Origin of the sequence: Veillonella parvula (assembly GCF_001553335.1) — a bacterium.
Taxonomy (GTDB): domain Bacteria; phylum Bacillota; class Negativicutes; order Veillonellales; family Veillonellaceae; genus Veillonella; species Veillonella parvula_S.
The window spans coordinates 51,127-65,075 of record NZ_KQ960792.1 but is presented as its reverse complement, the minus strand read 5'-3'; the positions used below and the strand labels follow the sequence as shown (position 1 = coordinate 65,075).

Sequence of the window (13,949 nt, the reverse complement as noted above, 5' to 3'; positions counted from 1 at the left end):
AAATTAAATAATCCCCTGGTGGGGACGGAAACTCTTGTTTGATTTCATTGTTAATATCAATGCTGCCTTTTAAGTTAATTAAAATAATCCCCATTAGGGGGCGGAAACCCATTGAATTTAGCAATCATTTCTTGTTCTTTAGTTTCAGAAGGTTAAATTAAATAATCCCCTGAGGGGGACGGAAACTTTAAAAATTAAAATACACGTTCAAGCTCGCTATCTCTACAAGTTAAATTAAATAATCCCCTGATGGGGACGGAAACTTCACCCGTGCGCCGTTCATAGTCTTTTATCATACTTTCAAGGGTTAAATTAAATAATCCCCTAATGGGGACGGAACCCCTTTTTAGTTGTAATATGGATTGCGGCAGTATTTGCCACATGTTAAATTAAATAATCTCCTAATGGGGACGGAAACATTTCATCGTTATAATGAATGTAGGTTTTCATCACCATTGCTGGTTAAATTAAATAATCCCCTAATGGGGACGGAAACAGTTTTTCACGATACAAAATCAATGCATATTCTGTAGCACCTAGTTAAATTAAATAATCCCCATTAGGGGACGGAAACTCGTCTAACTGAAATTGCCATGTCCACATTTAATTATCTTCTGTTAATTAAATAATCCCCTTTAGGGGATGGAAATAGTTCACCAGTTTGCTTGTTTTTGTACTCATGCTTTGTCTTATTAAATTAAATAATCCCCAATGGGGTCAAAAAAGCACTATCTTATTATTTGTAGATAGTGCTTTTTCTTATTTTATATAAACATTAATTTTTTACGGTTGCCATTTCGAATATCCAAATCCCATCATGATAATGCTCACGACTAGCATACCATTACCAAGGGTAATGGCGCTTTCACTTGTGGCTAGACAGGTAGTAAAGGATCCGATGCCCATAATGATTGTGCCTAGTATAGCTGATAGTTTATGAATTGCCATGATAATCACCCTTTGCTTTCACTAACAATATTAGGTTTAACAATATACGTAATGACTGCGTACAGTAGGGCACCGATTACAATCCCGTTCAGCGAAGCTAGTCCGAATGGTATGAATTTAACACAAATCAATGCGATGGCCCATGTGATCCATGGAACTAGATTCCATTTTTTGAAAGTCGCTTTGTTGTAATCGATATATTTTCCGCGATGAACCAGGTAAAAGTCCGCTAAGATAATACCGCATAGTGGCGGAACGATGATGCCTAGTGTACTTAAGAATACAAAGAGAGAGTCGATTTTATATGGTTGTGTCATTGTTGCTAATGCAGAGATAGCAATGAGCACGGCTAGCATAATATTTCTGTTTAGTTTGAAAGAATTTGCTAGGTTCAATGATGTGGAATACAGGTTCGCACCATTTGTGGTAAAGATGTTTGTAGTCAACAATAGTAAGCTTGGGAATACGAGGCCAAAGCTTAGTAGTACGTTGATTAAGTCACCATCATTCATAGCAACGCCTGCGATAGCACCGCAGCTGATCATCAAGGTATTACCGCCTAATAAACCAATGGTGCTCGCTGTAATAACATCTTTCTTGCTTTTGCCATAACGCATAATATCTGCGATACATGTAGCAGTGGATAGAATCCATGTACCGATAACGATGGTAATGCCTGACAGTAAATCGATAGGTTGTAATGGCACATAGTTAAATAATTCTTGCCAACCACCGATTGTTTGAACCGAGCGAGCCGCCGTTCCTAGGGAAAGGAATACAATGGACGGAATGGCAATGTATCCGAATACGGCAAGGGATTTAATACCGAGAACTGCAAAGATACCCATGATAACGGCGCTGAGAATCATCGCAATGATTTCGCCTGTGTAGGAAAGGTTGAATACTTGAGCAATAAAATGTCCATATAAAGCCGCTTGAATCGTGTACCAACCTAGATTGACGATAGGTACGAAGAGCGAGGCAATTCTAGATCCTTCCTGACCGAAGCTATATCGCGTCAAAAGAGCAAAGGTAAGGCCTGTTTTATAGGCGATTACACTCACTAGCCCTGCGATGATACATAAGAAAATATTCCCTAGGATCATGGCTAATAGTAATTCGTTAAAAGTCAGCCCCGCAGCTAACCCGCCACCAGCCATCATACTAGTAACAAGAAAAACAAACCCAGTCCAAACGATAGTGAGAGAAAAGCAGGACTTCCTTGCCCCTAACGGCACAGGCTCTCTCGAGTACTCATTATCTGTGTTCGTATCAACTGGTTCAACAAACTCTAATTTCTCCTTATTCATACATCTATACTCCTTTACGTAATAAAAAACTACCATGATGCGTTTTAAGATTTATATAAGCATGGTAGTAAAGACCTATTATGTAGTGTAAATATAGTGGATTTCTCTAATAAAGGATACATATTTAATTTGTCATAAACGAATGGTATTTGTCTTCATTAAAACATACGTAGAATGAATATTCAATATGTATACTATGCATAATAAGCAATGTTGAGAATGATCGTTTCTTTGCTATTGATATTGGTTGGATACATTAAGTTTTAAAGGAGAATATAATAGACATACCGTTGAAATAAAAATAAGTGAAACTTATAATTGTAATATATTAAGTAACTATATTTATTATTTAGTGTGTAAGGTGTATTAGGGAGATTAAAAATGAAAGAAAAATTGAAGTTATTTGTTTGTATGTGTTTTAGTATTATATGCTTGTTTTCTGCACTAACAGTTGAAGCAGCTCAGATGCCATTAGATTTAGTTATTCGCACATCTCAAAAGGTTACAGGTGATTGGTATGATGCTAATGGGAATAAGGTGTTAAGTATTTCCAATGGATATATTAATGGTTGCCGTATTGTTGATGGTGCTGATTTTGTAGGTGGCTATCCTGGGGCAGGGGTTCTTATTATTCAAGAGGCTCAAGGTAGAAAAGCAATTCATTTACAATGGTTAGGTAATGGTGAGCATAAAACCCTAATCATGAATAAAAAAGATCAATTAACCAATAAACTACAAAAAGTGCATTATGAATCTGTTAATGGCGTTTATTTAGGTATGAATCGACAAGCAGTTATTGATTTACTAGGTACGCCAAGCTCTATTGAAAAAATGCATAGTCGTGAAACTTTAAAGTATACGAATTTAGGACTTAAAGTGGTGACTGAGCATAATATGGTTACAGTTATTACTCTTACTGGTAAAAATGCTCATTTTGCAAAATCTGGATTGAGTATTGATTCATCAATGCTAGATTATTACAACTTCTATCAATTTAATAGAATGCCTTCGGAGCTTTCAAAAGATAAATACCAAGGACCATTCTCCATTGGTCATGGTGAATATATATTCTTTGATGGTAACGAAGTTTCTCTCACTATGTATAATACTTAGTATGGCTAGAATAATTTGTCATTTAGATTATACTGTATCAGAGTAGTATGGATTATTGCTTGGGTTTCAAAGGTTAGATGTTTATTTAGTAAGATATTTAATTTATATAAAGGAATATCAGAATATGGGATATATTGAGTTTATATTAATGTACATAACAGATATATCAAGATCTTTTAAAGAGGTAATAAACTTTATAGGAAGTCTTTCTGCATCTGTTATTACGATTTATTTAGGATATTTAACGCTAAGAAAGTCAGTGAGATTTATTGGATATACTTCTTATAATAGTGTGTGGAATGGTAGTAGTTATGGTATTACTCTTTTTAACAATAGTTTGACTGCAGTGTGTATTAATGAAATTTTATTGGTATTCGATTCAAATAAATATTTACCAATACTATTAAGAAACTTCAATGAACCACTTACAATTGAGCCTCGCCGTATTATAGAGGTCAAGTCTAATCCTGTTAGTAAATATATTAATATAAATCATGATAAGTTAAGTGTTAAAGGCGTTATTATTAAATATGCTACTGGAGAATATGTATTTTGTAATTTTAGATATAATGGTATATTTCAATGGGTAAGAAATAAATTAAACTGTCATATATGGATAAATAAAAAACAAAATAGATATGTATGGTTAAATAAAAAACTGCATAGATGTACATGGATAAATAAAATAGTGAAAGACTTTAATGAGATTCAAAGTATTCGTAAGACCTTTGGTGATACAGTTATTGGTTGTGCTGTTAAATATATTGTTAATATTACCTATAATGATACTAATACAAGTGAGCGTATTTATATATTACGAAATGGTACATTAAGTCAATGGATTAGCAATAGTAATATAAGTATTGGATGTATAGATAGTCAATATCTTAATAGTGATAAACAATTATACGATTTTTTAAAAACTATGTTTACGTCAAATGAAAATATTTGTATATCTATTGATGATATGGATAAATAATTTGAATATCTATTTTTAGATATGTAGATTAAATTTATTTAAATACTTTATGTGACTATTTATAGTCTTAAGTCTTATTTGCAGGCACGTTCTCACGAGTGTAGTATACTTATACTAATGCGAGAACGTGCTTATTGTTGTTTGAGAGGTGTTATATGAAATTAAAAAGTATATTGTTGGGGTTGGGTATAGCGCTTGCTTTCACCATGTCTAGTGATGCGGCTCAATATGTTGTTCCTGAAGGCCAGCCGCCTGTACCAGGGGCTGATGCAAGTATTCCAGATAATGCGTATCAGAATTATCGTTATGGTGATATTCGTAAAGCGCCTGATTTTGAAATACAAGAGGTACTTAAGCTCAGATATAAAGAAATAGATGAGCTTGTTCGTAATCGTGAGATAAGTGTAGAAGATGCAGAAGCACTTAAGGAAGTAAATGTTAAGTATATGGATTTGACTTCTCATGATTCTACGGTCATACTACTACATGAAGATGGCTTTAATGCTAAGATGACAGCACCTATTAGAGCTGTAGCTGGGATATTTACTCCTTTAAAGTCTGATGGTATTACGTCTTTTGCTGTAGACCGTTATGCACTTGCATCGCTTTCAGGTACTATAGTAACACCTGAGGATAACTATAATGAAAATAGCGAATTGCATAAAGGTATGTTTATTTATCCTGGTTTTAAATCGGCCTATTGGAGCATAAGTGATGAATCAGTAAGAAATGATAGTCCTATGATGCTAGCTTATGTTACATTTGATAGTGATTCTAATCGACATTATATTGTTGGATTAAGTAAATTTCACCAACCAAATGTAAAGGAACTAGAAACAGAAATGGCTAATGTCGTGATTCCTTCTATCCAGCCGTTAGATGAATTAGCACGTATTAGTGATCTTGTTAAATGGGATAATATTACGTATCGCTTGCCTAAAGGCATGATGTTGAAAGCGGAAGAAAAGGTTGATTCTGAGTATAGTAGGCGAGTATATTATGGTCAAGGGTTAGAGTTAGTTATTGATAGAGGTCCTATTGTACATGATGATAGTGCAATGAGTGGATACTTTAATCGTATTTTTGAGGATTACCTCTATGGTTCTTCATCACCTTTATTACGAGATATACCAATTCAATCGGCCATAGTCTGGAATAACGGTGTACCCACATATCTTATGGATCAACATAATCCAGGTAAACAATCACGTATATTCCAATTAATACAAGACGATCAGTATGAATATGATATGCATCTTACCTATGAGGATGGAAAGGTAAAGTATAATCATATTGAACTACGCAATATAATGGAATATTTAGATTTTAAAAATGCTAAAGAGTTAAGAAGAAAAGCAGAAATAAAGACAAAGAAATAAGCAAAAGAAATACATAAAAGGCCGTACCTTTTGGTACGGTCTTTGCTACATTTATCTATATATCCCTATTATTCGTTCCTTATTGTATCGTATATTAGTTCGTTCTATAATAGAGCTAGGATAGTCAGATGAGGTTGGGCCTCTCTTCGTTTTTGAAGGGAGGGATAAGCCTATGAGTGATTATGAATTAATCATGCTCTTATTACAGGTGATAACTGTGGTTATTGCTTTTGGGGCATTAATAGCGCTTATTTGTCTTACAAAAGACAAATAGCCCTCCGTTGCCTAGTGTAACTAGATAACTGAAAGGCCATTTCTTCATGTTTTTATGTAACTAGAGATGAGCCTGACGGTACGACTCGTCTGACTATCTTCTTATATTATAATAAGGTTATTATATATCGTCAAATTATGATGAACATGTGTATGGCATACAGTTTGATGAGGGTATTATAAAATGAGAAAACTCCTATTGGCTTTCACCGATAGGAGTTTTTGGTTTTATAATTGTAATTTTATAGCACTTTTAAGTCTATTATTAAGTTACAGATTATAATAAATTGATTATATTTCTTTTACATTATCAGGTATAGCCGGAGGAGCCGGTGGTTTACCCATGGCTCTTTCAATGCATACGACAGTTACAAAGACGATGAGGCTGACGATGGAACCGAAGATGATGGACATAATGCCATATGGGTTGCCAACAAATTCCCAGTACACGCCTGCGATAGAGCCGAGCACGATGGACCAAATGCCAGCGCCAGCTGTTGCATTTTTCCAAGTGAGGCCAAGTAGGAATGCGGCGAATGGGCCAGCGGATCTCATTGTGAAAGCAAATACGAGCATCGGAATGATGGCTTTGCTCACGAGGGAGATTATGATAGAGATGATGCCGAGGAATAGTACGCATAGACGGCTATATCTAGTGAGCTGAGCATCAGTGAGGCTTTTACCAAAATGATGTTCCACAATATCCTTGGTAAATACCGTTGCAGCGCCTAATAGGTCGCCTGCGCCTGATGAAAGTGTGGCCGATACGACGGCGGCCATAACGAAGCCTGCCATTACTGGAGGCATAAGGTTAAGCGCTACCGTTGCCACTGCATTATTGGCTTCAATTCCGGGAAACTCAGCTAATGCTACAAGGCCTAATACGGAAGGAACAAAGGCGAATAGAGCCATGATAATACCACAAATGATGGAGCCGAGAACGGCCGTTCTTTCATTTTTCGCCGCAAAGTACCGTTGAACGGATTCTTGGCCGGTGGAGAAGGTCATGAAGTACATGATGACAAGGCCGATGATGGTTTTCCAACCCACCTTTGTGAAGCCCAGCTGTTCAGGTGGTAATTTAGCTACAACTGATTCCCAGCCACCTACATTGTGCAACACAAACGGCACCGCGAGGGAGAAGCCCCCAACGAGAACGAAGAAGTGGATAACGTCCGTCATCGTTACGCTCCACATGCCGCCGGACATGGTGTAAATTACGAGTACCGCACCGCAGATGAGGATGGCGAGCTCTGTTGAAAGTCCTGTGAGAACGCTAATAATGGTTGCAGTTGCTGTAATCTGTACGCCTGCCAGTGTAATCGTTGCCAGCATGGACAGAATGGAAGTAATGAGATGGCTAGACGCGCCGAAACGACGGCCGATGATCTCCGGTACAGTTGTTGCCATGGCACGCCGCAAGAGTGGTGCGATGAAAGCAACGAGAATAACACCAATCCCTGCAGATACGACGTACCAACCTGCAGATAAACCCCAAGAACCATACGCTTTCGCTGCTACACCTACGGTGCTCCCACCACCGATTTCTGTAGCCGCTAATGTGCCTGCCGTCATAAGAACCCCAATACGACGACCTGCGAGTAGATAGTCAGTACTATCTTTTACACGAATATGACAATACACGCCGACCAATAAATTCAGTAATAAATAGGCACAAACAATGACCCATATAATAGTTAAAGAGTCCATATGCCACCTCCTAAACTACAAACTAGTTAGAGACATATACTAAATCACCCTTACTACTTGCGGTACATATATCAAGTATAGTTTAATTATCTATAAAAACTGGAGAAAATACAAAGAGGAGTTTCTTGGAACGTTGGAGAATGTATATATATTAGGAACTAAATTATAAAATTATTAATCATAGGCACAGCCTTATTTACATAGTATACTTATGCTAATAAGACTGTGCTTATTTTATTGAGAGACAAGATTCATTTTTTGAGAGAGGTTTTTATGGTTCAACGTATTTTGTTGCTGGCCCTTGTGTTGCTGGCTTTCACCATGCCTACAGAGGCGATCACATTTCAGGAGTTGAAGACGTCACCACAGTTTAAGCTAGTTCATCAGCATGAGTATGAGAAACCGAGTGCAATTGTTAATGATGGTGGTATGTATGTGTATTTAAATACCTATTCTGTGGAGGTCCAAAAGTATGCGCTGCCACAGTATACATTGAGTGCTATTTATTATGTGGTACATACGTCGCACTATCAGGCTGAGATTATTGAAAAAAAGCTCACTGTAAATTATGATGCAAACTATTCATTGGCCACATTGATTAAATCATCTCATACGATGAATCCGAGTCCATCTATGTTGGCTTTGATTGAGGCTAGTGAAAGTAAGTCGAGCTTATTTATGTCTGATTCAGACCGTGCAATTTATACACTGGATGGTGCGCTTAAGAAGAACCCATCTTCGGAAGGTACTAGGAATCTTCCGCTTAATCGCAAGAATATTATTATGTATGATTTAGCAGATGCTATGTTTATGTCTGCGTATCAGCAGCATTTTGATGATATTGTGGTACAGTGAGGTGGACGATGAAACGCATATATTTACTTTCACTATGGTTATTAGCCTGCCTTGTATTACCTATGAAAGGTCAAGCCGTATCACAAGCGGAGTTACTAAATCCGGAGCATTATCAACATATCGACTCTACCGTTGATTCTGGCCGAGGAGATGGCAAATACCTGGATCTTAGTTCTATTAAAGCTGTGGATGCACCCGATGGTCATCGACGTGTGGAAGCGACCATTTACGTGTTAATGCCTGCATCAAATCTCATTCAAGGCATTCAACTGCAATATGATTACGACTTAGAGCAATCCTTACGTCATTTGATTACAATTCATGACAGAGGATTACAACAAGGAGCTAATACTCCATACATCTCTATTTGGCGTGCAAAACAGGAAAATTCCGGTATCATAGGAACCGTTACCGGTGGCATTGCTTTTAATAATGAAGGTAAAACACGCCGTCAACGACTTCAAAAAGAACATTTAGAAGCGATGATATTACCACCTCAATTTGGAATGGAACGGTATACAATAGCAAATATAATCTATCAGAAGGTCTATGGAGTGGCCTATGATGATGAGCCGTGATAGCTTATGAATAGCACTGGAATGGTTGAAACAGTGAATACAATCAGAGGAATAATTAAACTTGTTTTTGGGCTTTTATTAGTTAATTCGTATATTTATATAATATAATGCTTATTGTATCGTATATTAGTTCGTTCTATAATAGACTTAGGATAGTTGGACGAGGTTGGGCCTCTCTTCGTTTTTGAAGGGAGGGTTGCTTATGAGTGGTTATAAAATCATTATGATTATCCTTGGGATTTTATCAGTCATGATATCCTTTGGAGCACTTGTGGCGCTTATTTGTCTAGAAATAGCAAAATAGCCCTTCGTTTCTTCGGAAATTAGATAAAACGAAAAGGCCATTTCTACATATTATTAAGTTTGTGAGATGAGCCTGACGTCACTACTCGTCTGACTATCTACTTATATTATAGGGATAAAAGTATATATCGTCAAATTGAGATAAACCTTATAAATACTAAATATATACACAAAACTTATACATACTAAAATATAAAATTATTAATAATAGGCACAGTCTTATTTGCATAGTATACTTATGCTAATAAGGTTGTGCTTATTTATGTTGTAAATGTGAGAGAAAAAGAGAGGTTTTTATGTTACGTAAAAGTGTAATGATGATGGCATTAGCAGTTACTTTCACCATGAATGTAAGTGCTACTCAGATCGAAGTGCCAGCCGGACAACCGGCTATGCCTGGGTCAGATGCGAGCATTCCTGCCAATGCGTATGAAAATTATCGTCATGTTAATGAAGTAGCAGAGCAGAATGCTGAGTCATATAGCGAGTTTATAAAATCACAGCCTATGAATCCTAAGTCAGGGATGGATAAGCTATATCGGGAACGCCCTGGCTTGGCTAAGGCGTTGGAGTTAGCAGATTACTCTCAATCTACGGTAGTACTGATTCATGAAGGGAATAAGAATATTCGATTATCCGTGCCAAATGTTAGCTTCCGTGGAGATACTGTAGAGTCTAAGTCTGGAAAAGGGCCGTTATATGCGGTGCGAAGCCTTAGTTCATTTTTAGTGGTAGGGCCGCCACATGGTAAAGAGCTTAATAAATATGCTGAAGAAGAAGGAAAATATACATATCCAGGTTTGCACGATACATCTTGGAAACTAATGTCAAACAATGCCCGTGTAATGTATACGGAATTTACACCGAACGATTCAAAGACTACCTATGGGATTACTTATGGCGGTTGGGTTAATACGGAAGATCCGTATCAAGATAAATCACCGGAAGTTGTGATGAGTAATTATATTATTCCATCCATAGAATCCTTGTCTGGATTAGATACTTATAGTCGTGTTGAGCATTGGGGTAATTTTAGTTATCGCGTTCCTAAGACTGCAAAGCTAGTGAGTGAGGCTGTAGAGAATAGTCAATATGATGTGAGAACCTATGAGGATACAGGTTCCAAGATACGTGTAGTACGTACTTCCATATTGGGTGAAAAACGAGATGGAACGGTCATCAAGAGTTCAATATTATCTTTTTTGAGAAAGTATAATGATTTAGAAACACCTACACAATATGCAGTCGTATGGAATAATGGAATCGCAGGCTCTTTGATCGATTCTTACAAGCCTAATGGAGAGTCTTATCTCCGTCATGTGGTGAAAGATTCTGTGTACTTTTACAGTTATCGTATTAATTATGATGAAAGTAAGACCTCTTATACACATAAACAATGGAGAGATATGATTGAATATGTAGGCTTTGATGATGCGGTCAAACTCAGAAAAGGTCCACAATGGAGAGAAGATGGAACCTATAAAGAGAAACTAGAAAGTGGGCCTATATTTATTCCTTGGTATATGGAGTGGGTTAAACTGTTGAATCAATAAGAATTTAGTTTTAAAGTTTTTATGGTATTAGATAGGAGAGAGCCAATGAGTAAACTCAAATACATCAAAACTATATTAGTGCTTTTGTTTAAGGCTTATCTTGTCTATCTATGGATTAACTTTGTAGAGACGTTTACTCAGCTACTCTATGACATCTATGTATTAAAAGTATATTCAGTGGAGCATTTTGGCCTGTTTTTATTCTTTCTATTTGGTAATATATGCTGTATTCTGTGGCTTGTTTTATGGTGTAAGCGATTATCTCCAGCCTTTAATAAACCAAGCATATATTATAGGGTTAAAGACTGGATACGCTCAAAAAAAGAAGAAGCACCTATCTATAAAGTCCTGTTTGTCAGTTTAGCGCTTTTGTTAAAACTATGTCTTGTGGTGTATATCTTAATTGTCGTCTCCACTGTGTTAAGCATTCCACTGGTAAACTATTAGTCTATTTCATACTTTAAATACACTAAAAAAAATGAGCTACTATTTGATTAGTAGCTCGTTTTTATTTGTCTCACAAAAACAAATAGCCCTCCGTTACTTAGTGTAACTAAATAACTGAAAGGCCATTTCTTCATGCTTTTGTGTAACTAGAGATGCGCCTGACGTTTCGACTCGTCTGACTATCTACTTATATTATAGGGATAAAAGTATATATCGTCAAATTGAGATAAACCTTATAAATGCTAAATATATATGAAACCAATATACTAAATTATAAAATTATTAATCATAGGCACAGCCTTATCTGCATAGTATACTTATGTTAACAAGGTTGTGCTTATTTATTTTATAAAAATTGAGAGAGGGTACTATGATACGTAAAAGTTTGATTATGATGGCGCTAGCAACTGCTTTCACCATGAATATAAGTGCTGTACAGATTGAAGTGCCAAAAGGGCAGCCACCTATGCCTGGGGCGGATGCGAGTATTCCTACTAATGCGTATGAAAATTATTCCCATATTAATGAAAAGGCGATACAAGAAGCAGAGGGATTTAGTGCCAAAGTACAGAAGACCGTAGAGAAACCTAGCATTGCGATAGAAAAGGTTTTCAAAGAGAAATCTGGATTGGCTCAAGCGGTTAAGATGGGGGAATACTCACAATCTACTGTCATCTTACTTCATGAAGATAAGAAGAATATCCGTTTATCTGTACCAAATATTAGCTTGCGTGGTGACACGATTGAATCTAAATCGAGTGGCAGTCCTTTATTTGTGGTTCGTGGTTTTACAAGTATCTTAATGGTGGGGCCACCACATGGGAAAGAATTTAGTAAACGTATGCACAATGAAGGTGTCTATACATATCCGGGCTTAGAAAATGCATCTTGGAAAATTCTTAAAGCGAAGACACATGTAATGTACACAGAGTTTACGCCTAAGAACACGAATACTACCTATGGTATTACATATCTTGGAGGTGGTGATATGAAGGAACCATACCAAGATAAAATAGCTGAAGTGGTAATGAGTAATTATATTATTCCATCTATTGAATCTCTATCTAGGCTGGATAATTATAGCCATGTTAAACATTGGGACAATTTCAGTTATCGTATTCCTAAAAAGGCTAAGTTAGTGAGCGAGGTTATGGAAGATAACAAATATGAGGTTCGTACTTATGAAGATGCAGGCATTAAGATCCGTGTGTTACGCTTTCAAATAGACCCTAATGTTGTTGATAAAAGTTTGGCAAAAAAACAAATTTTTGCATTTTTGAATAAATATGGTGACCTTGAGGCGCCTACACAGTATGCAACAGTTTGGAATAATGGTCTTCCAGGCTTCCTAGTTGATCGCTATAAATCTAATGGGGGATCCTATTTACGCCATTTTACAAAGGATTCTGAATATTATTATAGTTATCGCATTGACTATGATGAAAGCAAATCTTCGTATAAGCATAAACAATTGCGCGATATGGTTGAGTATGTAGATTTTGATAATGTTGAAAGTTTACGAAAGGCACCTCAATGGCGTATAAGTGATAGCCATAAAAAGAAGCTTGATGCGGATCCAATCTTTAATCCATGGTATATAGAATGGATTAAAATATTAACTCAATAAGATTATGTATAAAATAAGTGGTTTGAGTTGTTCATAAAATAGTTCAGGAGAGAAATCATGAAAAGAAAATATTTGATTATGGGGCTTGTTATAGGCCTACAATTGGTAAGTGGCTATAACTATGTGACAGAGGCAAGTTGGCTTAGTAAAACTTGGGATCGTCTAGAAACGAATGCAGCGAAGCAGTCTTATGATTGGCCGAAAGCCGAACAATATAGACATTATAGTATTGGTCAGTATGTAGGTGAGAGATTGCCACAAGAAGAACTTATGGTGCTTGGAGTTCCATTAGGTAGTACTTTTGATGCGGTGAAAGCCAGTCTAGGCCAACCAACAAAGGAAACTAGATATGGCTTATCCTATGGTGGGGTAACTTTTGGTAATACTATATTGGGAGGTATGGATAATACTGTTACGTATATATCGATTACGAATCGTGATGCGGTAACTTATAGAGGAATAGCTATGGGAGACTCTATGAGAAAAGTCTTAAAAGTTTATGGGCGCCCAGATTACATTGATTATGATGATCGTTGGTTTTATGGATTATTACAATATAGAACTGATATGATGAACGGCATACTATTTGAACACAAAGGAGATAAAGTCAGTAAGATTTTGATTTATAAATGATTATATTCTTACCATATCTATAAAAAAAGCCGAGCTTTTAATTCATAGAATTAGCTCGGCTTTTATTACTGTATTCATATATTTGTATAATATAATGCTTATTGTATCGCATATTAGTTCGCTATATAATAATCATAGGATAGTTAGACGAGGTTGGGCCTCTCTTCGTCATCGAAGGGAGGGATAAGCCTATGAGTGATTATGAAATAATCATGCTCTTATTACAGGTGATAACTGTGGT

General features: G+C 36.4%; 11 protein-coding genes. 8 read left to right on the top strand and 3 right to left on the bottom strand.

The window, feature by feature from the left end; all coding sequences use genetic code 11:
• Positions 1–783 precede the first annotated feature (783 nt).
• A complete protein-coding gene (locus tag HMPREF1865_RS09580) occupies positions 784–948 on the bottom strand; it encodes a hypothetical protein (protein ID WP_196484507.1) in 165 nt (54 codons plus the stop codon).
• Between the two features lie 5 nt (positions 949–953).
• Positions 954–2,258 carry a cytosine permease gene (locus HMPREF1865_RS05695; RefSeq protein WP_060919497.1) on the bottom strand — a complete coding sequence of 435 codons (1,305 nt, stop codon included), beginning with the start codon at positions 2,256–2,258 and terminating at the stop codon, positions 954–956.
• A gap of 381 nt (positions 2,259–2,639) precedes the next feature.
• On the opposite strand from HMPREF1865_RS05695, the gene HMPREF1865_RS05690 reads away from it, so the two are divergent.
• The 3 genes from HMPREF1865_RS05690 (at position 2,640) to HMPREF1865_RS05680 (ending at position 5,729) form a co-directional block, all read left to right on the top strand.
• Positions 2,640–3,371, top strand: a complete 732-nt coding sequence (locus tag HMPREF1865_RS05690; protein WP_004694468.1) for an outer membrane protein assembly factor BamE — start codon at positions 2,640–2,642, stop codon at positions 3,369–3,371.
• Positions 3,372–3,495: 124 nt separating this feature from the next.
• Entirely contained in the window at positions 3,496–4,350 is an 855-nt protein-coding gene (locus tag HMPREF1865_RS05685) for a hypothetical protein (RefSeq protein ID WP_004694471.1), read from the top strand.
• Between the two features lie 155 nt (positions 4,351–4,505).
• On the top strand, positions 4,506–5,729 hold the full coding sequence (locus HMPREF1865_RS05680) for a hypothetical protein (RefSeq protein ID WP_060919496.1): 1,224 nt from the start codon (positions 4,506–4,508) through the stop codon (positions 5,727–5,729).
• A gap of 564 nt (positions 5,730–6,293) precedes the next feature.
• On the opposite strand, the gene HMPREF1865_RS05675 is transcribed toward HMPREF1865_RS05680, so the two are convergent.
• Complete coding sequence (locus HMPREF1865_RS05675) at positions 6,294–7,712, bottom strand: sodium:solute symporter family protein (protein ID WP_060919495.1); 1,419 nt, start codon at positions 7,710–7,712, stop codon at positions 6,294–6,296.
• 273 nt (positions 7,713–7,985) lie between these two features.
• Here HMPREF1865_RS05675 and HMPREF1865_RS05670 point away from each other — a divergent pair, with 273 nt between their 5' ends.
• The 5 genes from HMPREF1865_RS05670 (at position 7,986) to HMPREF1865_RS05645 (ending at position 13,708) form a co-directional block, all read left to right on the top strand.
• The gene (locus tag HMPREF1865_RS05670) at positions 7,986–8,567 is read left to right on the top strand and encodes a hypothetical protein (protein WP_060919494.1); all 582 of its coding nucleotides are present in this window, start codon (positions 7,986–7,988) and stop codon (positions 8,565–8,567) included.
• 8 nt (positions 8,568–8,575) lie between these two features.
• Positions 8,576–9,145, top strand: a complete 570-nt coding sequence (locus tag HMPREF1865_RS05665; protein ID WP_060919493.1) for a hypothetical protein — start codon at positions 8,576–8,578, stop codon at positions 9,143–9,145.
• A gap of 599 nt (positions 9,146–9,744) precedes the next feature.
• The gene (locus tag HMPREF1865_RS05660) at positions 9,745–11,001 is read left to right on the top strand and encodes a hypothetical protein (protein WP_060919492.1); all 1,257 of its coding nucleotides are present in this window, start codon (positions 9,745–9,747) and stop codon (positions 10,999–11,001) included.
• Positions 11,002–11,818: 817 nt separating this feature from the next.
• A complete protein-coding gene (locus tag HMPREF1865_RS05650) occupies positions 11,819–13,075 on the top strand; it encodes a hypothetical protein (RefSeq protein ID WP_060919490.1) in 1,257 nt (418 codons plus the stop codon).
• A gap of 57 nt (positions 13,076–13,132) precedes the next feature.
• The gene (locus HMPREF1865_RS05645) at positions 13,133–13,708 is read left to right on the top strand and encodes a hypothetical protein (protein ID WP_060919489.1); all 576 of its coding nucleotides are present in this window, start codon (positions 13,133–13,135) and stop codon (positions 13,706–13,708) included.
• Positions 13,709–13,949: the final 241 nt, after the last annotated feature.